Genomic DNA, 22,502 nt, shown 5'->3' on the forward strand with positions numbered 1-22,502 from the left:
GCCGTGCATCGTCGGATCCTTCAACGGCGCGGGTGCGTCAGGCCCGCGCCCGGGCGACGGGCGCCATCTCTTCGGAGTGGTCCGGAAAACACAGCATCTCGGCGTAGTCGCCGATCGGGCGCGGCTTGCCGAACAGGTAGCCCTGCATCTCCCCGCACGCCTCGTCGGCCAGGAACCGCCTCTGCGCGGGCGTCTCGACGCCCTCGGCGACGACCCCCATCCGGAGGCTCCGGCCGAGGCTCAGCACGGCGCGCACGATCACGGCCGCCTGCGGATCGACGCCGAGTTGCGCCACGAACGAGCGGTCGATCTTCATCTTGTCGAACGGGAAGGCCTGCAGGGTCGCCAGCGACGCGTAGCCGGTGCCGAAATCGTCCATGCTGATCCGGACGCCGAAGCTCTTCAGGCGCCGCAGGATGTTGATCGCCCGGGCCATGTCGTTGATGATCACGCTCTCGGTGACCTCCAATTCCAGCCGGTCGGGCGACAGGCCAGTCTGGGCCAGCACGGCCAGCACCGTCTCGGGCAGGTCCGGCTTCTGGAACTGCCGCGGCGACAGGTTCACCGCGACCTTGAGCGACGGCGCCCAGGTCGCGGCCTCGCGGCACGCCTCGCGCAGCACCCAGTCGCCGAGCGCGATGATCAGCCCGGTCTCCTCGGCCAGGGGGACGAACACCCCGGGCGGGATCTGGCCGCGCACCGGATGGGTCCAGCGCACCAGCGCCTCGAAGCCCACCAGTACGCCCGTCGCGCCGTCGACCTGGGGCTGGTAGTGCAGGCTCAGCGCCTCGTCGGCCATCGCCTGCCGCAGGTCGCTCTCCAGCACCCGGCGCTCCTCCGCTTCCTCGTCCATGTCGGCCGCGAACACCCGGTAGGTGCCCCGGCCCTCGGCCTTGGCCCGATAGAGCGCGAGGTCGGCGCGCCGGTACAGGCATTCCGCGCTCACCCCGTGCTCCGGCGCCACCGCGATGCCGACGCTCAGGCCGACGCCGATCCGCTGCCCGCCCACCTGGAGCGGCGCCGCGAACAGGCCGGTCAGGCGCTCGGCGACCGTGACGGCTTCCTCGGGGCCGCCGGTGAGCAGGACGGCGAACTCGTCGCCGCCCAGGCGCGCCACGACGCCGTCCCCCACCGACGACCGCAACCGGTCCGCCACGCTGCGCAGCAGGTCGTCGCCGGCTTGGTGGCCGAGCGTGTCGTTCACGCCCTTGAAGCCGTCGAGGTCGAGGTAAAGGACCGAAGCGGTGCCGCCCCGGATTGCGATCTCGGTGAGGCACCCGTCGAGATGCTCCCGGAACAGGCCGCGGTTCGGCAGGCCGGTCAGGATGTCGTGCCGCGCCAGCCGTGCGACCTCGGCCTCCGCGGCCTTGCGCTGGGTGATGTCCGTGAAGGTCCGCACGAAGCCGCCGTCCGGCAGCGGCACGGTCCGGATCTCCAGCACCAGGCCGTTCGGGCGCACGCGCTCGTGGACATGCGCCTGCTCCGGACCGCCGCGCTCGATCCAGTCCCGGTACGACCGGTCGGTGCGGTTGTGCTCGCGGTGGCGCAGCTGATGGCGCAGGACGGCCTTGTAGCTCGGGGCCCCCAGCATCATCGCGCGCGGCAGGTCGAGGAGCGCCAGGGCGCGCTCGTTGCACACCTGAACCGTGCCGCGCCCGTCCACCCGGATCAGCCCCTGGTCCATGCTGTCCAGGGTCATGTCGAGCAGCAGGGTCTTCTCGCGCAGGGCGAGGCCCTGGCGGGCCAGCGCCGCGTTGATGGTGCGCAGGTGGTCCAGCATCAGCGCCAGCGCCGCGAAGGCCAGGATCACTGCCATCATCACGGCGATGCCGCCCGCCACCGCACCGCGGGCGAGGCCGAGATCCAGGGTCTCCTGCGCCGGGTCCGGGACCACGCGCGCCGCCGCCATGGCCAGGAAGTGCAGCCCGGCGATGGCCGCCGTCAGGATCGTGGCGGCGGCCATCCGGGTCCGGCCGTCGCCGCCGCGTCCATGGACCATCAGGGCCGCGCCGGAGAGGCCGCAGCCGATCGTCGCCGCCACGACGGCCAGGGTCGGATCCCAGTCGAAATGTCCGGGCAGCACCACGCCGGCGATGCCCAGGAAGTGCATGCAGGCGATGCCGCCGCCCAGGACCAGGCCGGCGACGGCCCCGGCCCAGGGCGCGCCCTGGTGCGCGGCGCGCAGCAGCGTGAAGGCGACCAGGGCGGCCGCGATGGCGACGATCAGCGACAGCAGCGTGGTGGCGACCTCGTAGCCGACGACGATTCCGGGATCGTACCCGAGCATCCCGATGAAGTGGGTGCTCCAGATGCCGGCGCCGGCCGAGAAGCTGGCGGCCAGAAGCCAGCTCGGCGCCCAGGCGCCGCCCTTGCGCACGCGCTGCTCGAGCAGCAGGGCGACGTAGCACGAGATCCAGCAGACACAGGCCGCCAGGGGAACCACCCAGGGGGTGTGCTCGTCGGTCAGGCAGGCCAGAGCGCGGTACATGGGAGCCTCGCCACGCGGCAATACGGGCGCACGATAGCGCGGCCAATACTAATCAGAAGTTGCATTTCGGAATAAGATTTCGCCTCTCAGGAGGGGTGTTCCGGGTCATCGCGTCGTCGCTTGTGTGGCATGACCAGAAAGTCCCGGCCCGAACTCCGAAGCGGGCCTGCCGGATCTCCGCGCCCGGCCCACCCGTCCGGTGCCGTGAATCGCCGTCGATGGACGCGAAAAGCCCCGAAGATTGCTCTTGGGAACGGTTCTCAAGCCGGCCAGCGTGGCGGTTACATGCCGCCAGCGCGCGTCGGCCATGCCTCATGACCGGTGTCCCGGCCGCCGGAGGCGCGGTAGGTGACGGCTCCTCCCAAGACGACCCCTTCGAGCCCGCTCGGCACAAGCCGCGGCGGGCTCTTTTTCGTTAAGCGTTTCGCCATACCCCTCTTCGGTATCCACGATCCGACGGCGGCTCGGCTCTCCGCCCGCCGCCGACGGATCGTTTGACGGCTTCCTTTGGCATCCCGCATGAAACACCGCTTCGCGTTCCTGGCCTTGATGATCGTATGCGCGGGCCCGGCCCTCGCCCGGGGCGACCGGTCCGGGCCGGGCTGCGACGACCCGCAGACGACCGGGTCTCTGCCCACCGGGATGCGGGACCTGGACGCCCTGGCCGTCGAGTCCGACCGGGTCGCCGTGATCCCGCCCGAGGACAGCTGGCAGGAGCAGGCGCAGCAGAACGCGGAACGCCGCCGGCGGGAACGGGCGGAAGGATGCGGGGTCGATTGACGGTCGTCGGCCGCGTCCCGAACAGGAGGCGGGACAGCCTGCCACTTATCGTTGATTCCCCGGGCAATCACCGGCACTGTGCCTGCGGCCGCGCCGACACGCGCCGGCAACGCTCCGCGGGCACGCATGCGGACCTGAACGCGAAGGGCGATCCGACATGAGGCTTCTGGCTCTCGGTGCCGTCATGGCCCTCACGGCAGCACCGGAAGCGCTGGCGCAGAGCATGCAGGACGTTCCGGTCCAGCGCGACCTCAGGCGGATGGACCGGCTCGACAGGCGCCTCAACCGCGACGGCATCCGGCGGGTCGATCCGAACGTGACGCCGGACAATCCCGACGGCGTCGTCGGCTTCGACGGCGTACCCGACAATTACGGGGATCGCGGCGTCATCGATGACGGCCCCCTGCCGCCCGGCTCGCCGGCCGATACCGACGACGACTGAGCTTCAGCCGCAGCGCCGCGGGAGCGGTGCCGATTGCAGTGCAACCCTGTTCGCCGCTCGGGCTTTGATGTCACGCGCGCCGGCGCCGGGCCGGTCCCCGCTTCGGCGGCTCGCGCGCCGCAGGCGATCGGGAGACGGACAGATGGCTGACGACACACCGCACGCCGACGGCGTCGCCCGGAGGATTGCCGAGAACGTCTACGCCGCGTTCTGCCGGCAGGCGACGATGCCCGCCCACCCGCTCGAAGAGCAGACGATCCTGGCGCGGCTCGTCGAGGCGATCCGCCCCCAGGTCGGGACCGGTTCGCCCGGAGCGCTCGTCGAGGCCGCCAACGCGGCCCTGTCCGCGTGGGAACAGCGGGACCCCGAGATCCGCGGGCCGCGCGTCGTCGCGGTGAACCCGATCGACGGTGCCGTGACCGTCGGATAGGGCGTCGTCCCGAAGACCGCTGTCCGGCACGATGGGCCGGCCGCGCGGGAGCGATGCCAAAGGGGCGGCGGTTTTAAGCAGGGATGCGCATGCGCAGGGGTCGGCCGAGGTCTGGCGCTTCGAAGCGGGCTTTGCCCGAAAGCCTGACGCAGCATCTCTCGGATCCGAAGATCCGGGTCCTCAAGACACCGGACGGCCGGCGTCGCTCCGACCGCGCGGCCGGCGTGGTCCGGAAGGTCCTGATCTCGCTCGTGACCCTCGCCGTGCTCGTGCTGGCCGGGGGGCACCTCGTGCACGCGTGGTAGGAAAACGCGGCGGGATCGGCCCTACCTGAAACGGCCAGGCTGCCTATGTCTCCGCTGCAAGGAGCCGTTCAACCCATGATCATGATCATCATCTGCTTCCTCGCGCCATGGCTCGCCATGTTCCTGCGCGGGAAGATTCTGCAGGGCATCCTCTGCATCATCCTCCACATCACGATCATCGGATGGATCCCGGCGACGATCTGGGCGCTGGTTGTCACCCGCAGGGAAGCCGCCTGACACGCCGCCGGCGCCGACGAGGAGGTCCGCATGCCGCCCAAGCTCATGAAGACGATCATCGGGGCCGTGGTCGCCGTCGCGCTCGCGGCGGCTGTGTCCTACGGGGTGATCAGCCAGCAGACCGCCGACCAGATCCAGACCAAGGCCAACGAGGCGCTGCAGACCGACCAGACCGCGCCGGCTCCGCAGCAGCAGACCCAACCGGCGCCTCAGACTCCCGGCCCGCAGACTCCGAGCCCGCAGACTCCGAACACGCAGGCGCCCGCGGCCCGTCCGTAGGGGGCGGCCTCCCTCGCTCCACGATGCCGGAGGGGCCCTGGGTCCGCGCCTTACTGGAGCGAGCCCGGTCCCGGCGACATCGAGCGCCCGGCCTCGAGCAGCGCGCGGATCTTCGCGGTGGCGTGGGCGAGGATGTCGGGGCGCGCCTCGTCGTAGGACGTTTCCGTGACGAAGCTCTGGAGCGCCTCCTCGATCCGGTCCTCGATCTCTTCCATCACCGTCAGGGCCTGTGGGCCCTCCCGGCGCATGTAGGCATCCGCCAGGGCCAGGTAGGCCGCGCTGGCGAGTAGAAACGCGACTCCGTTGGCTTCCTGCGCCATCTCGGAGCCCGGCTCCGGGCTGCCGGCTTGGTCGTCCGAGAATTCATCGATCATAAAGTCATGCTCTGCACGGAAACCATGCCAGAGCATGTCTCAGTTATTGCGACGCACACAGCTGCAAAGACTGCGTATCAGCTTGACCATAAGGCGTCGAATACTACTTTTGGGTCGACGATCTCAGATAATTGCACTCTGTGGTTGTAATTGACCGTGGGGCCGCATCGGTCCGTACCCCAGCTGACAGCGGGCCTTCATCCTACACGATACCGCTGCCGTCGTACGGCCACGGTCGGCCGAGATGGGCCGCGACGGCGGCCGGATCATCGCCGACCGCCTGCACGGCTTCCGTCACATTCTCGACCGGCACCTGAAGGCGGCGCGCCCAATAGGCGGCCGAACTCGGGTCTTCGACGTTCACACGCTTCGGCTCTTGGGACACATCGGACATGGCAACCTCCGCCGGGAGAACCGCCCGGGAACCCGGACGGTTCAGACGCCGGGTCCGCGCCGGGGAGCGTACGAACTACCAGCCGCCGTAGAACCGGCGCGGGCCGTCGTAGCCGCCGGGGCCGCGCTCATACCCGCCCCCGTGGCCGTACCCGTATCCCGGGCGGCCACCATAGGGGCCGCGGGGGCCGCCATAGCCCCATCCGCGATCGTTGGGACGGCAATGGCCCCATGGGTTCGGATGAAAGCCCGGACCGCAGCCGCCGGCCACGCGCTCGATCAGAACGGTGCTGTCCGGCGGCGCGTAACCGAACGGGGCCGCCTTCGCCGCCGTGCCGGTGGCAAGTCCTGCCGCGACGACCGCGGCGATACCGAGCATCCTGGAACGCACCATGACCCGATCTCCTGAACCCGTCGGCCCGCACCTGCCGGACCGGATGCCCAGAGGATGTGGCCGGCGCCCTGAACCAGTTCTGGTCGGATCGTTCATCAATCCGACGGGAGACTGGATTGATCGATCCCACGGCGGCCTTCCTGGATGACGCATCAGGATGGCGTCTTCGCCGATCTCGCACGCTGCGAAGACCTGTGCGGGCGCGCACGGTGCCAGAGTGCCGGCAGGCGTAGCCGTGTGAACGCCGGATCCGGCAGGCGGTGCGCCGCCAAGGCCCTGTCCGCCGCTTTCGACGCTCTCACCGGTATGCCCATCCTTCTGTACCGTGACAGGCTGAACCACCTTCAATTTGGAACGGGCCGGCGGCGAAATTGTTGAGACGCCATATTCACCACAACAGGACAACCCGGATGCGCAAGCTTGCACTCGCTTCCACGGCACTGCTCGGACTAGGCCTGCTGGCGTCGGCACCCGCCGAGGCTCGCGGCTGGGGTTACGGCGGCGGCTACGGTCATGGCGGCTACGGATACCGGGGCGTCGGGTTCCGCGGCGGCTACGGCGGATATCGTGGCTACGGACGCGGCTATGGTTACCGTCGCGGCATCGGTCCGGGCGCGGCCATCGGCCTCGGCATCGCCGGCCTCGCGGCAGGCGCCATCGTGGCCAACAGCTACGGCGGCTACGGTGGTGGCTACGGCTACGGACGCCCGGTCGGTTACTACGGCGGCGGCTACGGTTACGCGCCGGCCTACGGCTATGCGCCGGCTTACGGCTACGGCGGCGGCTACGGTTATCCGGCTTACGGTTACGGCTACTGAGCCTCTGACCGCCTGACGCCATCACCTGTCGGGGCACTCGGATTCGATCCGGGTGCCCCTTTTCATGTGCGACGTACTCGGCATCTGATGGCTCGAGGCTGCTGCGGTCCGTGAGAAGCCGCCCGGCGTCGCTCCGGGCGGCTTCGTTCAGGTCAAGGTCGGATCACCAGCGGTGGTGCCAGCCACCGTGCCGGTAGCCGCCGTGCCAGCCCCAGGGCCGGTGGAACCCGACGGGGCGATAGCCGCCCCAGCGATGCCAGCGGGGGCCGTACCAGCCGACCCTGCGGTAGCCGTAGAAGACCGGCCGGACCACGACGGGACGGTAGATGACGTTCGGTCGGCAGTACCCGTCATAGCCGCGGTGGCCGCCGAACCCGCATCCATCGCGAGCCTGCGCGGTACCGGCCGTCGCTGCAATCGTTCCCAGTGCCAGGGCTGCCGCGCCAACAAGCTTGAGTCGCATCTGCACCTCCTCTGCTGCGATGGCCTGAAAAAATCGATCCCCGCGGGAGGGTTGCAGGTTTCTACGATCGAATACGTTGCCAATTGTATCTGGCTGAGGGGACTCACCTTATCGTTACCTGCGCGGCGGTGCCGGCGCCCGATCCTGAGGCCGTCACGAACCCGATCGGCGGATATCCGAGGTCCGGCGACGGCTGGCTGTCACCACCTGCCTGACCGCGGCGGAGACGTCACACGCCCAGGGCGAGGGAGAGGCGCTCGCGGGCCCGGCTGACCCGGCTCTTCACCGTACCGGGCTGGCACCCGAGGATCGTGGCCGCCTCCTCGTAGACGAGACCCTCCAGCACCACGAGCAGGAGGGTTTCCCGCTGCTCGGTCGGGAGATCGTTCAGGGCCGCCTGCAACTCGGCGAGGCCGATGCGATGCTCCTGCTCGGGCGGCAGGCTCAGGCGGGACGCATGGGTCCCGTCGACGTCCTCGACCTCGCGCCGAGACCGCAGCCCCTGGTTGATGTGCGCGTTGCGCAGGATCGTGAACAGCCAAGCGATCAGGTTCGTGCCGGGCTGGAAGCGGGCGCGATGCTCCCACGCCTTCAGCAAGGTCCCCTGCACCATGTCGTCCGCCTCGGCCGCGCTGCCGGCGCGGACCATCGCGAACCGGCGCAGGCGTGGCACCGCCGCGATAAGGCCGTCGCTGAACGCCTGCGAGACCTGCCGCTCCACCTGAGCATCGCGCAGGGCGGCCCGGAGCCGCAGCAGGACCTGCCCGAGTCGCGTTCCGGGATCGACCTCCTCCATGGAGGGCAGGATCTCGTTCAACCGGCGGCCGATCAGGTCCTGGACATGCCGCGGCAACCCCTCGGTCGTCGAAGGTCCGTCAGGTGCTTCACGCGAGAGCATGGGAAGGACCGTCCTTCTTCCGTACGGGAGCGCCCATCGGCCCCTGTACGACGCTGTTCAGATCACGCGTTCTGGCTGGTTGATCCTGCTCACGTCAATGATCCGAGTATACCAGTCCAGGCCCGGACGTTCACGCAACCGGTAACGGTCGGTCCGATTTCGCGCCGCGACCCGGCGTAGGGTGAAGCGCGACCGTCATCGGTTCGGATTCGGGCTGCAAGATCGGTTCATTCGCGCTTTCGGCGGCGGTGGAAGCTCCGGGCCATTCCTCATGGCGGCCGGAGGGCGGCACGCTGTCGATCTGGAACTCCTCGTCGCCGGACGGCCGTCACGTCGCTGACTTGACGGAGGACACGTCCGAAGCGCCGACCTTACCCGTCCCACCGCGGCCCCGGGCCGCTTACCCGCGTCGCGGCCGATCCGCGACGCGGGTGTTCGACGTAAACTCAGACGGATCCGCCGCGGCGGGATCGGAGCGCGACGGGGCGCATCCGGGTGCATCGCTTGGGTCGCAGCCACCGCCCAGGCGGATCTGCACCCAACGCCTCAGCCAACACGTCCCGCATGCCGCTCGCGCGAAACCAGCAGACCTTGGCCGGGCGACCGTCCATCAGCGCTGGACATACGGACGAACCGAAGTCGCCCGCTGTTCGACAGTCGAGCGGCATGTCGGCCGCTTGGAGAATGTGAATTGGGGCAGGCGCTTGAGCCACGTGAGTGGCGGAGACGGAGGGATTCGAACCCTCGATACCCCTTTCGGGGCATGCTCATTTAGCAAACGAGTGCCTTCAGCCGCTCGGCCACGTCTCCGGCGCTCTGGCTCTAGAAGGTCGGATCGGGCGGGTCAACCCGATCCGGACCGGTGGCGGTGCGGCGGCGGCGTTCGTAGTGTTTGGCGATGCGCAGATGCCGCGAGATCGCGTAGTTCATGGCCGTCAGGAAGCCGTAGGTGCCGCGCACGACGTGGCGTCGGCCGAGATAGGCCTTGAGGAAGTTGCCCGGCAGCTCGACGAACACGCGCCAGGTGGGAATCACCACGCCCCGGGCCTCGAGGTCGTCCGCCTGCTGGTCGGAGTAGCGGTTGAGCTTGTCCAGCTGATCGCCGAGCGAGCGCACCGAGAAATGGTGGATCACCCCGCGCAGGCGGCCGGGTTTCACCCCGGGCTCCAGGGCGACGCGGTCGTGGACCGGGGAGGCCGCGTAGCGCCCCCGGTCCTTGCGATAGAGGCGAACCGGAGTCAGCCGGTAGGCCCACGGGTGGGGCCGGCCCTCGCCCGGAAAGACCTCCGCGATGCCGATCCGCCAGGCCGGCCGGCTGGGCTCGCCGGAGGCGAACAGGGTGCGGATCTCGGCCGCCAGCTCGGCGGGGACGACCTCGTCGGCGTCGAGGTTCAGCAGCCAGACGTGCCGGCACTGCTCCTCGGCGAAGCGCTTCTGCGGACCGTAGCCGGGCCAGGGCTTGTGGATCACCCGGGCGCCCAGCGCGGTCGCCAGGGCCTGGGTGCCGTCCGTGGAACCCGAATCGACGACCACGAGGTCGTCGGTCAGGTCGCGCACCGCCCGGATGGTGGCGCCGATCCGGTCCGCCTCGTTCCGCGCGATGATGAAGATCGACAGGGGCAGCGGTCCCGCGCCGGCTTCTCGCAAGCCCACCGGCGCGCCGGTCACGCCAGCCAGTCCGGCACTCGATCGAGGGCGACGAGATCCTCCACGCTCATGCGCGGGCGCACCACGGCCGCCCGGTCGCCGCGCACCAGCACCTCCGGCACGAGGGCGCGGGTGTTGTAGGTGCCGGCCTGGACCGCCCCGTAGGCGCCCGCGCTCATCACGGCGATCAGGTCGCCCGCCTGCACCGCGGGCATCTCGCGGTTGAGGGCGAGATAGTCGCCGGTCTCGCAGACCGGGCCGACCACGTCGGCGACGATGCGGGGCGTGTCCGGCCCCGGCTCGGCGACGGGGCGCAGGCCGTGATACGCCTCGTACAGGGTGGGGCGGATCAGGTCGTTCATCGCCGCGTCGATGATCACGAAGGTGCGCCCCTCGGACTGCTTCACGTACAGCACCCGGGTCACCAGGATCCCGGCATTGCCGGAAATCATCCGGCCGATCTCGAAGACCGGGCGCAGGCCGAGCGGCGTGAAATGCGGACGCAGGGTCTCGGCCAGGGCGGCGGGGTCGGGCGGCGGGGCGTTGTCGTCCCGGTACGGGATGCCGAGACCCCCGCCGAAATCGATGTGGCGCAGGGGATGGCCGGCCGCCAGCAACTGCCGGGCGAGGTCGGCGAGCAGCCGTGCCGCGCTGGCGAACGGGGCCAAGTCGGTGATCTGGCTGCCGATATGCATGTCGACGCCGTGGATCGCGATCCCCGGCAGGGCGGCGGCCGCGGCATAGACCTCCGGGGCCCGGGTGATCGGGATACCGAACTTGTTCTCGTACTTGCCGGTGGAGATCTTGGCGTGGGTGCCGGCATCCACGTCCGGGTTGACCCGCACCGAGACGGGGGCCGTCAGACCGAGGCCGGTTGCCGTCTCGGACAGCTGGGCGAGTTCGGGCTCGCTCTCGACGTTGAAGCAGAAGATTCCGGCCTGGAGCGCCGCCACCATCTCGTCCCGGGTCTTGCCGACGCCGGAAAACACGATCTTGGCCGGATCGACCCCGGCCGCGAGCGCCCGATGCAGCTCGCCGCCCGAGACGATATCCATGCCCGCGCCCTGGGCGGCGAGGGTCCGCAGCACGGCCTGATTCGAATTCGACTTCATGGCGAAGCAGACCAGCGCGTCGTCGCCCGCGAAGGCCTCCGCGAAGACCCGGTAGTGCCGCTCCAGGGTGGCGCTGCTGTAGCAGTAGAAGGGCGTGCCGACTTCCGCTGCGAGATCCGTCAGATCGACGTCCTCGGCCTGCAGGCGACCGTCGCGATAGTGGAAATGGTGCATCTCGGCCGTGTCTCTCCTGCGTGCCGGAGCGCGGGGTGTTTCCCGTGAAACATCCCGGCCGCCTGCCGGCGGGGCGCCCATCGACGAGGGCGCGACACGGCGCAGGCGCGGAGGCGGCCTCCGGCAGAAGCCGTCTACAGCAGCGGATCGAGAATGAAAGGCTCCTTGGGGATCCGGTAGCCGCGCTTCGCGCCGCGGCCGGTCTCGATCGGTGCCCCGGTGCCGCCCGGCGGAACCGCCGCGATGGACAGCTCGTCCCCGGCCCGCACGGCAGCCGCCGTCGGCTCTTCCGCGCCGCCGCCGAGGCCGACCGAGACCGGCAGGGTCCGGCGGCCGGCGACCGCGTCGGAGCCCGCCTGCGCGGCCGGGGACGGGGCCGCGGTCTGCGGTGGCTCCAGGGAGCCGCGTCGGCCGCAGGCGGCGAGCGCCAGGGCGACGAGGCCGGAAGCGGCGAGGAGCTTCAGGGCGGGAGACGACAACATCGCGCGAGGATCCGGCGGGCTCGGCGCCGGCGCTCGAGGGCCGGCGGGAGCCTCACCTTAGCGGTTGGCGGGCGCCGGCGCGAGCGCCGACCCGCCACAGCAAGCCGGGCTTGGCCTCAGCCGCGCTGATCCTTGGTCCCGCGTGCGCCCTGCTTGCCCTTGGCCGGGGCGTCCTGCTGCTGCTGGGCCTCGTAGGCGTCGATCGCCCGGCGGCAATTCTCGCTGAGCTTCTTCCAGTTCTTCTGGAAGCAGGCGTCGGTGGCCGGATCGTCGGGGGCCAGGTTGCCGCAATAGGTCAGATAATCGCCGGTGCAGTATTTCTTCAGGGTCTCGTTGCCGCGCTTCGACTGCTGCGCCGCGGCCGGCAGCGTCAGGGCGGTAGCCGCCGCGACGGCGAGAAGGATTGGCTTCAGGCGCATGGGGATACGTACCATCTCTCGGAGGCAGGAATGTCGGGAAAAGTCCCGGTTGCGATGATGCCTTTGCATGGTCGAAACAAGGCAATCAGCGAACGTTTCTCAGCGGCGATCGGGCTTTGCGCTCCGATCAGACGCGCTCGGGCTGCGGGGCCGGAAAGGTCGCCCTGGGCATCCGGTCCTGGCCGGTGAGGGCGTCGGCGACCTCCGAGATCCGCCTGCGCAGGTCGGCGTTCTCTCGCTCGACGCCGCCCTGACGATCCGCCAGCGTATGGGCGAGAGCTTCCTCGGCGGCCTTCAGGCTGGCGCGCAAGTCGTCGCGCTCCGCCGCCTGGGCGACGGGATTCGCGTCGGCATTGCCGGCCGGCGTCTGCTCGGCGCGCCGGCCCTGCCGGACCGCCAGGAGGCTGTCGAGCAGGTCCGCGTGCGCCTCCTCGAGGACGCGGAGCGTGGCGGCGCTCGCGGTCCCGTCCTCGCGGGCGCTGGCGAGTTCGGTCTCGAGTTCCCGGGTCTTGGCCTGCGCCTGGGCGATCTCGGCGTCGCGGGCCGCCACGTCCCGGGCGAGGGCTGCCGCCCGCATGGCGCCGGCACCGATCGCCGCGAGGTCGGCATGGCGCTTGGCCTGCACGGTCTCGACCCTGCGCTCCAGGCGCCGCTGCTGCACGGCGAACTGCGCGCGCAGGAAATCCCGCTCCGCGGCGATCTCGGCCGGCGACAGCGGCAGCCGCGCCTCCGCCCGCCGTCGGGCCAGGCGCGCGGCGCGCGCGTTGAGGGCCGGGAGCAGCAGGAGGCCGCACAGGCTCGCCGCCAGGAAACCCAGCGCGAAGATCATCACGGTTTCGATCACGAGGGGACGGCCCGCGCAGACGGCCGGAAGACCCGGCCCAGGATCAGTCTAACCCAGGTCGGCCGCCGGGGCGAAATCAAGCTCCACCCATCAATCAGAACGGGTTCCAGGTCGCCTCCCGGGTGAACTTCAGATAGCCGACATTGATCCCCAGCCGGGCGCCGACGCCGCTGCGGATCGGCACCACGATGATACGGTCGCTCACGACCGCCGTCATGCCGAAGCCGCCCACCAGGTAGGCCGAGCCGTCGACGCCGCCGAAGCGCCGGAACAGCTCGCGCACGTTCGGCAGGTTGTAGACCAGCATCATGGTGCGGGCGCCGTCGCCGCCGACGTCGAAGCCCACGGAGGGACCCTGCCAGTAGACGTGCTTCTGCCCGGCGTTGCGGGTGTAGAGCGTGCCCTCGCCATAGCGGACGCCGGCGACCACCGCGCCCCCGCCCTCCTGTCCGAGGATGTAGCCGTTCGGCTCGCCCCAGCGCCGTCCCGCCTCCTCGACGGTGAGTGCGAGGCCGCGGGACACCGACCCGAAGAAGCGATGGCCCGATTCCACGATCTCGCCGGGGCGGAACGTCTCGGGCGTGTCCAGTTCGCCTCCGCGCGCCAGCGCCGCGCCGATTCCGGAAACGCCCGCCAGGGGCGCGCCCAGCGCCAGGCCGAGGCCCGCGCGGAGCAGGTGGCGGCGGTGGGTGCCGCGCTCGTCTCGTACCGTCATCGTTGCCTCCTCGCCCGGTTCAACGGCAGCATCGGATCCAGGCCGATGTTGCCGGTCTTGAGACTCGCATCGTCCGAAAGCCGGTGACCATCTTCCGCGCGATGCTTTAACGGTTCCGCGGCGGATCCAGGCCGCCGCGGGCACGAGCCGGTCGCGGCCGCATCCGCGACCGGGATCCGCACGAGGACGGGCCCGCGATCCGGGACGGCGCGGACCGAACCGTGGGACCAGCTTCTGAGGAAAACCGCAAGATGTGGTTAACGCGCCCTGACGCCGCTCCGGCCCCGGCCTCGCTCCGCGCGCGGTGTCCCGGGTACTGGCGCATACGGGCTGGCCGAACCGGCCTGATGCCCATTCTGGCGTTCGCCGCCCTGATGGCCGGCGCGCCTGCGGCGGCCGAGCCGGGAGACACGGCGGCGATCGAGCTTCTGGCGCTCCAGGGGTTCGACCCGGTCAGCTATTTCCTCAAGGACGGGCCGCGGGCCGGCGCCCCACGGTTCGAGATCTCGTGGGGCGGCCAGGTCTGGCGCTTCGCCAGCAGCGCCGACAGGACGGCTTTCCGGGACAACCCGGAGGTCTACGCCCCGCGGCTCGGCGGCTTCGACGCCGCCGGCATCCTGGACGGGCGCCTGGTCGATGCCGACCCCCTGGTCTTCGCCGTGATCGGCGAGCGCCTCTACCTGTTCCGGGATGCGGCCCGGCGCGACCGGTTCCTGGCCGCGCCCGAACTGGTCCGTCAGGCGGAGGCGGCCTGGCCCGGCCTGCAGGACCAGTTGGACATGCCGCCTCGGGATGCGCCGATCAAGAATGCGCCGCGGTGAGGCGCGTCCGCACCGGCCGGGCGGGCCCGGATGCCGGCAGGGCGAGGCCGGCGGCGAGATCAGGGTCGCCCAGGGCCGCGAACGGCCCGTTGCGGTAGCCGGCGCGGTAGCGCCCGTACCGGATCGGGCCGCCGCCGGGGACCACCACGCAGCCGCCGGCCGCCGCCAGGATGTGGTCGCCGGCGGCCGTGTCCCATTCCATGGTCGGCCCGCAGCGGACGTAGACGTCCGCCTCGCCGGCCGCGATCAGCCCAAACTTGAGGGCGGATCCGGTCTGGCGAGTCTCCGAAACGGGCAGGGCGGCGAGGCACGTCGCGGTCTCCGGGTCGCCGTGCCGTCGGCTCCCCAGGGCGACGAGGCCGCCGCGCGGCGCCGGACGGGCCCGCACCGGCCTGCCGGCGCCCGGGTGCCCGTCGATCACGGGGGCCTCGACGGTGGTCGCGCCGGCCCACCAGGCCCGCCCGAGGCCGGGGGCCACGAGGGCGGCCGCCACCGGGCGCTCGCCCGCGATCAGGGCGATGTTGACGGAGTAATCCGGCGTCCCGGCCAGGAAGTCGCGGGTGCCGTCCAGCGGATCGACCAGGAAGAAATTTTGGGCCGGCCGCACCGCGAGTTCGTCCGCCGGGGTGCTCTCCTCGGCGACGACGGCCATTCCGGGGAAGCGTGCGGCCAGCGCCGCGACGATCAAGGCCTCGGCCTCGATGTCGGCGGCGCTCGACGGCGATCCGTCCGGCTTGAGGGCGTGGGGGCAGGGGCCGCGATGATAGCGCCGCAGCACCTCACCGGCGGCGCAGGCGATCTCGGCGAGCGCCGCGGCGATCCGCTCGCGCTCAGGCCCCGAAAACATCGCCGCGCCCGTCATGTCGCCTCCCGCACCCGCTTGCATGCCCGAGCGGGTTGAGATTGTCGACGGTTCGGGCCGGGAAACGGTTCCGTTGCGTGGTGTTGATCGGGGAGTGGCGGCTGAACGGATAGGGGGCTGATACCTCTATGGGGACTGGACCCCGATCACCGTCCGCTTGATCCGGGCGAGCAGCGCACAGGTCCGGCGCCGGTGGCGATGCAGCTCCGCCGCGAGGCTGCGGGCATCCGGCAAGCCCACGGCCTTGGCGATCTGCCGGGCGGCGCCGTCGGAGGGGACGGCGCCGGGATCGGCCATCACCAGCCGCTGCCATTGGTAGACCGCGTCGAGGAAGCCGTAGGTCTCGGACAGGGGCTCGGTCATGGCGGTGGGCAGGATCCCGCGCGCGCCGGCCTTCCGGAGCACAGCCTCCCCCGAGAGGCCGATGCCGTCGGCCTGGACCTGCGGGTGGCTCAGCACGATGGACTGGGCCAGGAAATCGAGGTCGAACAGCCCGCCGGGGGCGAGCTTGAGGTCGTACGGCCCGGCATGGCCGCGCTCCGCGGCGACGAGCCGGCGCATCTCCCCGGCCGCGGCGCAGACCTGGGCGGGATCGCGCGGCTGCCCGACCGTCTCGGCGATGGCCGCCATGACGGCCGCGCCGAGTTCGGGATCGCCCGCCACCACCCGGGCCCGGGTCAGGGCCATGTGCTCCCAGGGTTCGGCGGCCTCGCGCTGATAGGTCACGAAGCCGTTCAGCTGCACGGCGGGCGGGCTGTGGCTGCCGTAGGGCCGCAGGCGCAGGTCGACCGCGTAGAGCCGGCCGCGGCGTGTGGCGGTGGTCAGCGCCGCGTAGAGCCGCTGCGCCAACCGGTTATAGGCCACGACCGCGTCGAGCGGGCGCGGGCCGTCGCTCATCCGGTTCTCCGGATCGAAATCGTACAGGAACACGAGGTCGAGGTCGGAGACCGCGCTGAGCTGCCGGGATCCGAGCCGGCCGAGCGCCAGCACGCAGCACCGGCCCTTCGGAACGGCGCCGTGGTCCTGCGCGAACCGGCGCTCCTCCGCCTCCAGGTTCAGCGCGACCGTCGCCTCCGCGATGGCCGAATAGGCCTCCCCGGCTTGGCGCGGCGTGATCAGGCCGGACAGGAGCCGCGCCCCCGTGACGAAGGCCATCTGCCGGGTGGCGTCCCGGCACCGGTCCAGAAGCTCCTCGTGGCTCGGCGGCTGCCCGACCAGCGCCCGGTACTGGTCGCGGACCTGCTCAGGATCCGGCACCGGCGCCACGAAGTCGGGATCAAGCACGGTGTCGAGGACGTGGGGGCTGAGGCTGACCGTGTCGGCGAGGTGGGGCGAGGTCCCCAGGATGTCGGCGAACAGCAGGCGCAGGCGCGCGTGCGAGCGCAGGATGGCGAGCAGCTCCGCCACCGCCGGCATCCGGGCGAAGGCCCGGTCGAGGGTGAGCAGGGCCGCGTCCGGATCGTTCGTGCCGCCGAGCGCCCGCAGCAGGCTCGGCAGCAGCTCGGTCAGGATCTCCCGGGCGCGGCCGGCCTGGAGCGCCGGACGGCGGCCGACATGCCAGCCCTGCACGGTCTCCCAGGCTGTCCGCGGATCGCGGAACCCGAACGCCGCCAGGGCCTCCAGGGTGCCGGGGTCGGCCTCGCTCTCGCCGAACACCAGGGCGTCCTCCGGCGCTCCGTCCCCGGGCGCCGCCTCGAACAGCAGGGCGTAATGGGCCTGGACGCGGCCGGCCTGGTGCAGCAGCGCCGCCTCGAACGCCGCCCGCGTGGGGAAGCCCGCGAACAGGGCCAGCGCGTCGAGCGCCGCATCCCCGGTTGGCAGGCGCTGGGTCTGCTCGTCGCGGATCATCTGGATCCGGTGCTCGAGGGTGCGCAGGAACCCGTAGGCCTCCGTGAGCTCGTCCCGGGCTTGTCCGTCGATCCAGCCCTCCGCGACGAGGCGGGACAGCATCTCGACGGTCCGGCGCCCCCGCAGGGCGGGCTTGCGGCCGCCGAACACGAGCTGCTGGGTCTGGACGAAGAACTCGATCTCCCGGATTCCGCCGCGGCCGATCTTGATGTCGTGGCCCGCCACCGTGATCGTGTCGTGCCCGCGGACCAGGTGGATCTGCCGCTTCATCGCGTGGATCTCGGCGATGGCCGCGAAGTCGAAGTGCCGGCGCCAGATGAACGGCGCGAGATCGGCCAGGAACGCCGCGCCGGCCGGGATGTCGCCGGCGATCGGCCGGGCCTTGATGAAGGCGGCGCGCTCCCAGTTCTGGCCCAGCGTCTGGTAGTAGTCGAAGGCGAAGCCGGTTGAGAGCGCCACCGCCGTCGAGCCCGGGTCCGGCCGCAGCCGGTAGTCGATCCGGTGGACGTAGCCATCGGCGGTGCGCTCCGAGAGGAGCTTCACCAGGCCCTGCGCCAGCTTGACGAAGAACGCCTTGGGGTCGCCGCCGGTGGCGGCCGCGGCGGGCTCGGCCTCGTAGAAGACGACGAGGTCGATGTCGCTGGAATAGTTCAGCTCGGCCCCGCCATGCTTGCCGAGCGCCAGGATCACCAGCCCGGAGCCGACCTGCGGCGCCTCCGGGTCCTGCGGCCGGAACCGGCCGGCCGCCATGCCCTGCCGGAGCAGGGCGTCGGTTGCCGCGCTCACCGACGCGTCGGCGAAGTCGGACAGGGCCCGGACGACCGTGTCGAGGTCCCAGCAGCCCCCGAGATCGGCCAGCGCCACCAGGAGGGCGTGCGCCTCGCGGTTCCTGCGGAGCTGGCGGCCCACCTCCGCGAGGTCGGGGTTGGCCCCGCAGGCGCCCCCGACCGCGCGCTGCCGCTCGATGATCGCCCGGCTGGCGGCGCCCGGCGGCTGCCCCATCAGGGCGACGAGCCGCTCCGGGGCGCGGGTGACGGCCTGCCAGAGGAACGGCGAATGGTCGGCGAGACCGAGCAGCAGGGCACGACAGGCGGGGGTGAGGAAGCCTTCGGGGAGGGCCGGCTCGATCTCGGCGAGCCGCGCGCGGGCCGCCTCGGGATCGGCGGGCCGAAGGCTGGGGCGCAGGCTGTCGCGCAGGGTCGGTTCGGGCAGCATCGGACGGCCCATCGTCAGCGCGGCCGGCCGGGCACGGCCGCCCGGATCCGGCCCCGGGGCGTGCCGGGGCGTGCCCCGGCGATGGAGCGTCCGCTTCGACCGGTGGTCTCGCGTCTCACGCCGATCCTCCCTGTCGCGCGCCGCCCCCGATCGCGCCGGGCTTCCGGGACGACGCACGATCCGCGTCGCCCTCGGCACGATGGCCGGCATCCTAACCGATCCGGGCGCGGCCGGCACCGGGGCTTTCCGGGCGACCCGCCGCGTTGCCCGCCGAACCGCCCGGTAACGCTTTTCAAAGGCGACCGTGGCGTTTATCCGTGCGGACCGGTCCATCGCCCCCGGCCCGGCCGCCGGGCCGCGCGGCGAGTTTCGCGGGGACTCGACCGCCAACCGGGCGGCCAAGGATCGGCGGTTCCGACGCGACGGGCCGGCCCGCAGATTATTCGCCCCCCAGATCCGCCCGCCCGGAGCGCAGCATGTCCTCCCCGAACGCACCCCGCCTGACTCTCGACGGCCTCGACCTCGCCGCCCTGCTCTGCTCCCGCGTCTGCCACGACGTGATCAGCCCCGTCGGCGCGATCGTGAACGGGCTGGAGGTGCTGGAGGACGACGATGACGAATCGATGCGGGTCTTCGCCCTCGAACTGATCGGCAAGAGCGCCCGGCAGGCCTCGGCCCGGTTGAAATTCGCCCGGATCGCCTTCGGGGCGGCCGGCTCCGCCGGCGCCTCGATCGACCTCGCCGACGCCGAGAACGTGGCCAAGGGCATGTTCAGCGACGAGAAGACCAAGCTGGCCTGGAGCGCGCCGCAGGCCCTGTTCCCCAAGAACAAGGTCAAGCTGCTCCTGAACCTCGTGATGATCGCCACCTCGGCGATCCCGCGGGGCGGCCTGATCGACGTCACCGTCTCCGGCGACGGCGAGGCGCCGACCCTCGTGCTCACCGCCAAGGGCTCGCATGCCCGCATCCCGCCCCATGTCGAGGAGCTGATGGCCGGCAGCCCGGAGAGCGGCACCGTCGACGCCCACGCCATCCTGCCGTTCTATGCCGGCCTCGTGGCGCAGGCCGCCGCCATGGATGTGCGATTCGCCATCGAAGGTGATGAAGTGACGATCACGGCCTCGCCGACAGTGATCGCAACACCCGCGGAGGCCGGTGAGGAAGATTCCGGCACGGCGCTCGCCTAAAAAACTGGAAAACCACGGGGTGGGGAGGGGATTGAAACGCTTCCCTAACCCCGCGCGAGTAAGTACGTTACGCGAGAGCCTCTTCGTGTAACGAGTATCGCCGATGGACGACCTGCTTCGTGAGTTCCTGACCGAGAGCGGGGAGCACCTCGACACGGTCGATGCTGAATTGGTTCGGTTCGAGCAGGATCCGAATAATCAGACGATACTGCGGAATATCTTTCGACTCGTCCACACGATCAAAGGAACCTGCGGGTTTCTCGGCCTTCCGCGCCTCGAGGCCTTGGCGCACGCCGCCGAGACCTTGATGGGCCGTTTCCGGGACGGCCTGCCCGCCACCTCCGAATCGGTCACGGTGATTCTCTCGACCCTGGACCGGCTGAAGGCGATCCTGGCCGACCTGGAAGCCACCGGCACCGAGCCGGCGGGCTCCGACGACGACCTGATCTCCGAGCTGGAGCGCATGGCCTCGGACGAGCCGGAGGCACAGGCGGCACCGGCCCCCGCGCCCGAGCCAGTGCTGCCGGATCCGGTCTCCCGCGAGCCGAAGCCGGGTGAGGTGACCCTGGACGAGCTGGAGGCGGCCTTCCTGGCAGCCCCGGGCCCGAGCGAGGCCGACTTCGCCGCGCCGGCCCCCGTCGAGGCGCCGAAGGTCGAGGCACCCAAGCCCGCCGCTGCCAAACCCGCCGCCCCCGTCGTGCTCAAGGCCGAGCCGGCCGAGGCCGATTCGGGCAGGGCCGAGCCGGCGGGTGACACCGAGGCCGTGGTGGCCACCGAGACCACGGCGGCCGGAAAGATCCAGACGATCCGCGTGAACGTGGATACGCTCGAGCACCTGATGACCATGGTCTCGGAGCTTGTGCTGACCCGCAACCAGCTCCTCGAGATCGCCCGCCGGCACGAGGATTCGAGCTACAAGGTTCCGCTCCAGCGCCTGTCCCACGTCACCGCCGAGCTGCAGGAAGGTGTCATGAAGACGCGCATGCAGCCGATCGGCAGCGCCTGGCAGAAGCTGCCGCGCGTCGTGCGCGACCTCTCGGCCGAACTCGGAAAGCAGATCGACCTCGTGATGGTCGGCGCGGAGACCGAGCTGGACCGGCAGGTCCTCGAGGTCATCAAGGACCCGCTGACCCACATGGTCCGCAACTCGGCCGATCACGGCCTCGAGTCCACCGCCGGGCGCATCGCGGCGGGCAAGCCGGCCCGCGGCACGATCCGCCTCGCCGCCTACCACGAGGGCGGCACGATCACGATCGAGATCGCCGACGACGGCAAGGGCCTCGACCTCGCGGCGATCCGCAAGAAGGCGGTAGAGCGCGGGCTGGCGGCCCAGGCCGATGTCGAGCGGATGACCGACGCGCAGGTCGCCAAGTTCATCTTCGACGCCGGGTTCTCGACCGCGGCGGCGGTCACCTCGGTGTCGGGCCGCGGCGTCGGCATGGACGTGGTCAAGACCAACATCGAGACCATCGGCGGCATCATCGACATCGCCACCACGGCGGGCCGCGGCACCACCTTCACCATCAAGATCCCGCTGACCCTGGCCATCGTGGCCGCCCTGATCGTGCGCGCCGGCGAGCATCGCTTCGCGCTGCCGCAGGTGGCCGTGCTCGAACTGGTGCGGGTCGATGCCGGGGCGCAGCGGGTCGAGCGCATCAACGGTTCGCCGGTGCTGCGCCTGCGCGAGCGGCTGCTGCCGATCGTGTCGCTCACCGGTCTGCTCGGGCAATCGGCCGACTCGGGCGAGGAGGCGACGCAGGCGGGCTTCGTGGTGGTGGCCCAGGTCGGGCGCGAGCGCTTCGGCATTCTGGTCGACGAGGTCTTCCACACGGAGGAAATCGTCGTGAAGCCGATGTCGGCCAAGCTGCGGCACATTCCGATGTTTGCCGGCAACACGATCCTCGGCGACGGCGCCGTGGTGCTGATCGTCGATCCCAACGGCGTGGCCCGGCAGGTCGCCCAGGGCGTCCAGGGCAGCAACAGCCATGCCGATCCCGACGCCGAGGCGGAGATGTCCGACGGCATCGACTCCAAGACCACGCTCCTGGTGTTCAAGGGCGGCCAGGGCAGCTTCAAGGCGGTGCCGCTCTCCCTGGTGACCCGCCTCGAAGAGATCGAGTGCGACAAGGTCGAGTGGCTGGGCGGCCGTCCGCTGATCCAGTACCGCGGCCGGCTGATGCCGCTGGTCCCGGCCGACTCGGCGATCACGATCCGCTCCGAAGGCACCCAGGCGCTGGTGGTGTTCTCCGACGGCGAGCGCGCCATGGGCCTGGTGGTCGATGAGATCGTCGACATCGTCGAGGAGCGCCTCGACATCGAGATCGCAGCCGACCGCTCGGACCTGATCGGCTCGGCGGTGCTGCGTGGCCGCGCCACCGACATCATCAACATCGCCCACTTCCTGCCGCTCGCCTACGACGACTGGGCGCGCGGCCCGAAGAAGTCGGAGCAGGTCTCGACGCTCCTTCTGGTCGACGACTCGGCCTTCTTCCGCGACATGCTGAGCCCGGTGCTGAAGGCCGCGGGCTATCAGGTCATCACCGCGGCGAGCGCCGATGCCGCGTTGGCACTCCTCCAGTCGGAGACCCGGATCGAGATCGTGGTCACCGACCTCGAGATGCCCGGCCGCAGCGGCTTCGACCTCGTCGCCGCCATGCGGGCTTCCGAGCCGCGCCTCGCCGGCCTCCCGGTGATCGGCCTGACCGGGTCGGTCGGGGCCGAGGCGGTGGAGCGGGCCCGGGCGCTGGCGATCAGCGACCTCGTGGCCAAGTTCGACCGCAGCGGACTGATCGCGGCCCTGGCCGAGATCAGCGCCACGGATGTCTCTCAAGCCGCCTGATCCCGGCACCGCCCGCCCTACGACGATCGAACCCGG

24 protein-coding genes and 1 tRNA gene are annotated in these 22,502 nt (G+C 71.0%); 10 read left to right on the top strand and 15 right to left on the bottom strand.

What is annotated here, in order from left to right; all coding sequences use genetic code 11:
• Positions 1-37 precede the first annotated feature (37 nt).
• Positions 38-2,488 (bottom strand): bifunctional diguanylate cyclase/phosphodiesterase, encoded by a 2,451-nt coding sequence (locus MFF40_RS16555; protein WP_147897659.1) that lies wholly within the window; start codon positions 2,486-2,488, stop codon positions 38-40.
• 519 nt (positions 2,489-3,007) lie between these two features.
• Here MFF40_RS16555 and MFF40_RS16560 point away from each other — a divergent pair.
• The 6 genes from MFF40_RS16560 to MFF40_RS16585 all read left to right on the top strand — a co-directional run bounded on the left by MFF40_RS16560 (position 3,008) and on the right by MFF40_RS16585 (position 4,961).
• Positions 3,008-3,268, top strand: a complete 261-nt coding sequence (locus MFF40_RS16560; RefSeq protein ID WP_147854924.1) for a hypothetical protein — start codon at positions 3,008-3,010, stop codon at positions 3,266-3,268.
• Between the two features lie 157 nt (positions 3,269-3,425).
• The gene (locus tag MFF40_RS16565; RefSeq protein WP_147854925.1) at positions 3,426-3,710 is read left to right on the top strand and encodes a hypothetical protein; all 285 of its coding nucleotides are present in this window, start codon (positions 3,426-3,428) and stop codon (positions 3,708-3,710) included.
• A 142-nt stretch (positions 3,711-3,852) separates the two neighbouring features.
• A complete protein-coding gene (locus tag MFF40_RS16570) occupies positions 3,853-4,140 on the top strand; it encodes a hypothetical protein (protein WP_147854926.1) in 288 nt (95 codons plus the stop codon).
• A 131-nt stretch (positions 4,141-4,271) separates the two neighbouring features.
• The gene (locus MFF40_RS16575; protein ID WP_187277720.1) at positions 4,272-4,445 is read left to right on the top strand and encodes a hypothetical protein; all 174 of its coding nucleotides are present in this window, start codon (positions 4,272-4,274) and stop codon (positions 4,443-4,445) included.
• A gap of 75 nt (positions 4,446-4,520) precedes the next feature.
• Complete coding sequence (locus MFF40_RS16580; protein WP_147854927.1) at positions 4,521-4,682, top strand: YqaE/Pmp3 family membrane protein; 162 nt, start codon at positions 4,521-4,523, stop codon at positions 4,680-4,682.
• 30 nt (positions 4,683-4,712) lie between these two features.
• Positions 4,713-4,961: a hypothetical protein gene (locus tag MFF40_RS16585; protein WP_147897661.1), complete on the top strand. Its 249-nt coding sequence runs from the start codon at positions 4,713-4,715 to the stop codon at positions 4,959-4,961.
• 50 nt (positions 4,962-5,011) lie between these two features.
• On the opposite strand, the gene MFF40_RS16590 is transcribed toward MFF40_RS16585, so the two are convergent.
• From MFF40_RS16590 to MFF40_RS16600, 3 genes are all read right to left on the bottom strand, one after another.
• Positions 5,012-5,335 carry a hypothetical protein gene (locus MFF40_RS16590; RefSeq protein ID WP_147854929.1) on the bottom strand — a complete coding sequence of 108 codons (324 nt, stop codon included), beginning with the start codon at positions 5,333-5,335 and terminating at the stop codon, positions 5,012-5,014.
• Positions 5,336-5,537: 202 nt separating this feature from the next.
• A complete protein-coding gene (locus MFF40_RS16595) occupies positions 5,538-5,729 on the bottom strand; it encodes a DUF3606 domain-containing protein (protein ID WP_147854930.1) in 192 nt (63 codons plus the stop codon).
• 75 nt (positions 5,730-5,804) lie between these two features.
• Positions 5,805-6,122 (bottom strand): GCG_CRPN prefix-to-repeats domain-containing protein, encoded by a 318-nt coding sequence (locus tag MFF40_RS16600; protein ID WP_147854931.1) that lies wholly within the window; start codon positions 6,120-6,122, stop codon positions 5,805-5,807.
• 410 nt (positions 6,123-6,532) lie between these two features.
• Here MFF40_RS16600 and MFF40_RS16605 point away from each other — a divergent pair, with 410 nt between their 5' ends.
• Positions 6,533-6,940, top strand: a complete 408-nt coding sequence (locus tag MFF40_RS16605) for a hypothetical protein (RefSeq protein ID WP_147854932.1) — start codon at positions 6,533-6,535, stop codon at positions 6,938-6,940.
• A gap of 163 nt (positions 6,941-7,103) precedes the next feature.
• Here the strand turns inward: MFF40_RS16605 and MFF40_RS16610 are convergent, their stop codons facing one another.
• From MFF40_RS16610 to MFF40_RS16650, 9 genes are all read right to left on the bottom strand, one after another.
• Complete coding sequence (locus tag MFF40_RS16610; protein WP_147854933.1) at positions 7,104-7,403, bottom strand: GCG_CRPN prefix-to-repeats domain-containing protein; 300 nt, start codon at positions 7,401-7,403, stop codon at positions 7,104-7,106.
• A gap of 229 nt (positions 7,404-7,632) precedes the next feature.
• Positions 7,633-8,301: a sigma-70 family RNA polymerase sigma factor gene (locus MFF40_RS16615; RefSeq protein WP_147854934.1), complete on the bottom strand. Its 669-nt coding sequence runs from the start codon at positions 8,299-8,301 to the stop codon at positions 7,633-7,635.
• A 718-nt stretch (positions 8,302-9,019) separates the two neighbouring features.
• Positions 9,020-9,111 (bottom strand) — tRNA-Ser (locus MFF40_RS16620).
• A 12-nt stretch (positions 9,112-9,123) separates the two neighbouring features.
• The gene (locus MFF40_RS16625; protein ID WP_238261421.1) at positions 9,124-9,969 is read right to left on the bottom strand and encodes a glycosyltransferase family 2 protein; all 846 of its coding nucleotides are present in this window, start codon (positions 9,967-9,969) and stop codon (positions 9,124-9,126) included.
• A complete protein-coding gene (lysA, locus tag MFF40_RS16630; RefSeq protein WP_147854935.1) occupies positions 9,966-11,234 on the bottom strand; it encodes a diaminopimelate decarboxylase in 1,269 nt (422 codons plus the stop codon). Before lysA ends, MFF40_RS16625 begins: the two co-directional genes overlap by 4 nt.
• 134 nt (positions 11,235-11,368) lie before the next feature.
• Positions 11,369-11,716, bottom strand: coding sequence for an LPS translocon maturation chaperone LptM (gene lptM / locus MFF40_RS16635; protein ID WP_147897662.1), 348 nt, complete (start codon positions 11,714-11,716; stop codon positions 11,369-11,371).
• A 116-nt stretch (positions 11,717-11,832) separates the two neighbouring features.
• The gene (locus MFF40_RS16640; RefSeq protein ID WP_147857822.1) at positions 11,833-12,135 is read right to left on the bottom strand and encodes a 3',5'-cyclic-nucleotide phosphodiesterase; all 303 of its coding nucleotides are present in this window, start codon (positions 12,133-12,135) and stop codon (positions 11,833-11,835) included.
• Between the two features lie 127 nt (positions 12,136-12,262).
• Positions 12,263-12,964, bottom strand: a complete 702-nt coding sequence (locus MFF40_RS16645) for a hypothetical protein (protein ID WP_238261477.1) — start codon at positions 12,962-12,964, stop codon at positions 12,263-12,265.
• Between the two features lie 109 nt (positions 12,965-13,073).
• A complete protein-coding gene (locus MFF40_RS16650) occupies positions 13,074-13,694 on the bottom strand; it encodes a DUF1134 domain-containing protein (RefSeq protein ID WP_147857583.1) in 621 nt (206 codons plus the stop codon).
• Between the two features lie 347 nt (positions 13,695-14,041).
• On the opposite strand from MFF40_RS16650, the gene MFF40_RS16655 reads away from it, so the two are divergent.
• Positions 14,042-14,515, top strand: coding sequence for a YHS domain-containing (seleno)protein (locus tag MFF40_RS16655; protein ID WP_238261423.1), 474 nt, complete (start codon positions 14,042-14,044; stop codon positions 14,513-14,515).
• On the opposite strand, the gene MFF40_RS16660 is transcribed toward MFF40_RS16655, so the two are convergent.
• Positions 14,496-15,377, bottom strand: coding sequence for a 3'(2'),5'-bisphosphate nucleotidase CysQ family protein (locus tag MFF40_RS16660; protein WP_147897664.1), 882 nt, complete (start codon positions 15,375-15,377; stop codon positions 14,496-14,498). The genes MFF40_RS16655 and MFF40_RS16660 overlap by 20 nt on opposite strands.
• A gap of 126 nt (positions 15,378-15,503) precedes the next feature.
• Entirely contained in the window at positions 15,504-18,440 is a 2,937-nt protein-coding gene (locus tag MFF40_RS16665) for a bifunctional [glutamine synthetase] adenylyltransferase/[glutamine synthetase]-adenylyl-L-tyrosine phosphorylase (RefSeq protein WP_147897665.1), read from the bottom strand.
• Positions 18,441-18,916: 476 nt separating this feature from the next.
• Between MFF40_RS16665 and chpT the strand changes: the two genes are divergently transcribed.
• Positions 18,917-19,627, top strand: a complete 711-nt coding sequence (gene chpT / locus MFF40_RS16670) for a histidine phosphotransferase ChpT (protein WP_147857590.1) — start codon at positions 18,917-18,919, stop codon at positions 19,625-19,627.
• Positions 19,628-19,730: 103 nt separating this feature from the next.
• On the top strand, positions 19,731-22,466 hold the full coding sequence (locus MFF40_RS16675) for a hybrid sensor histidine kinase/response regulator (RefSeq protein WP_147897666.1): 2,736 nt from the start codon (positions 19,731-19,733) through the stop codon (positions 22,464-22,466).
• Positions 22,467-22,502 lie beyond the last annotated feature (36 nt).

The sequence above is a fragment of the Methylobacterium mesophilicum genome, assembly GCF_022179445.1.
GTDB lineage: Bacteria > Pseudomonadota > Alphaproteobacteria > Rhizobiales > Beijerinckiaceae > Methylobacterium > Methylobacterium mesophilicum.

Coding starts and splice junctions, on each gene's coding strand:
- MFF40_RS16615 (WP_147854934.1), bottom strand. CDS start 8,301: ATGCTCTCGCGTGAAGCACCTGACGGACCTTCGACGACCGAGGGGTTG.
- MFF40_RS16675 (WP_147897666.1), top strand. CDS start 19,731: ATGGACGACCTGCTTCGTGAGTTCCTGACCGAGAGCGGGGAGCACCTC.
- MFF40_RS16600 (WP_147854931.1), bottom strand. CDS start 6,122: ATGGTGCGTTCCAGGATGCTCGGTATCGCCGCGGTCGTCGCGGCAGGA.
- MFF40_RS16580 (WP_147854927.1), top strand. CDS start 4,521: ATGATCATGATCATCATCTGCTTCCTCGCGCCATGGCTCGCCATGTTC.
- MFF40_RS16590 (WP_147854929.1), bottom strand. CDS start 5,335: ATGATCGATGAATTCTCGGACGACCAAGCCGGCAGCCCGGAGCCGGGC.
- MFF40_RS16660 (WP_147897664.1), bottom strand. CDS start 15,377: ATGACGGGCGCGGCGATGTTTTCGGGGCCTGAGCGCGAGCGGATCGCC.
- MFF40_RS16565 (WP_147854925.1), top strand. CDS start 3,426: ATGAGGCTTCTGGCTCTCGGTGCCGTCATGGCCCTCACGGCAGCACCG.
- MFF40_RS16585 (WP_147897661.1), top strand. CDS start 4,713: ATGCCGCCCAAGCTCATGAAGACGATCATCGGGGCCGTGGTCGCCGTC.
- MFF40_RS16665 (WP_147897665.1), bottom strand. CDS start 18,440: ATGCTGCCCGAACCGACCCTGCGCGACAGCCTGCGCCCCAGCCTTCGG.
- MFF40_RS16645 (WP_238261477.1), bottom strand. CDS start 12,964: ATGATCTTCGCGCTGGGTTTCCTGGCGGCGAGCCTGTGCGGCCTCCTG.
- lysA (WP_147854935.1), bottom strand. CDS start 11,234: ATGCACCATTTCCACTATCGCGACGGTCGCCTGCAGGCCGAGGACGTC.
- MFF40_RS16610 (WP_147854933.1), bottom strand. CDS start 7,403: ATGCGACTCAAGCTTGTTGGCGCGGCAGCCCTGGCACTGGGAACGATT.
- MFF40_RS16555 (WP_147897659.1), bottom strand. CDS start 2,488: ATGTACCGCGCTCTGGCCTGCCTGACCGACGAGCACACCCCCTGGGTG.
- lptM (WP_147897662.1), bottom strand. CDS start 11,716: ATGTTGTCGTCTCCCGCCCTGAAGCTCCTCGCCGCTTCCGGCCTCGTC.
- chpT (WP_147857590.1), top strand. CDS start 18,917: ATGTCCTCCCCGAACGCACCCCGCCTGACTCTCGACGGCCTCGACCTC.
- MFF40_RS16605 (WP_147854932.1), top strand. CDS start 6,533: ATGCGCAAGCTTGCACTCGCTTCCACGGCACTGCTCGGACTAGGCCTG.
- MFF40_RS16655 (WP_238261423.1), top strand. CDS start 14,042: ATGCCCATTCTGGCGTTCGCCGCCCTGATGGCCGGCGCGCCTGCGGCG.
- MFF40_RS16640 (WP_147857822.1), bottom strand. CDS start 12,135: ATGCGCCTGAAGCCAATCCTTCTCGCCGTCGCGGCGGCTACCGCCCTG.
- MFF40_RS16570 (WP_147854926.1), top strand. CDS start 3,853: ATGGCTGACGACACACCGCACGCCGACGGCGTCGCCCGGAGGATTGCC.
- MFF40_RS16650 (WP_147857583.1), bottom strand. CDS start 13,694: ATGACGGTACGAGACGAGCGCGGCACCCACCGCCGCCACCTGCTCCGC.
- MFF40_RS16595 (WP_147854930.1), bottom strand. CDS start 5,729: ATGTCCGATGTGTCCCAAGAGCCGAAGCGTGTGAACGTCGAAGACCCG.
- MFF40_RS16560 (WP_147854924.1), top strand. CDS start 3,008: ATGAAACACCGCTTCGCGTTCCTGGCCTTGATGATCGTATGCGCGGGC.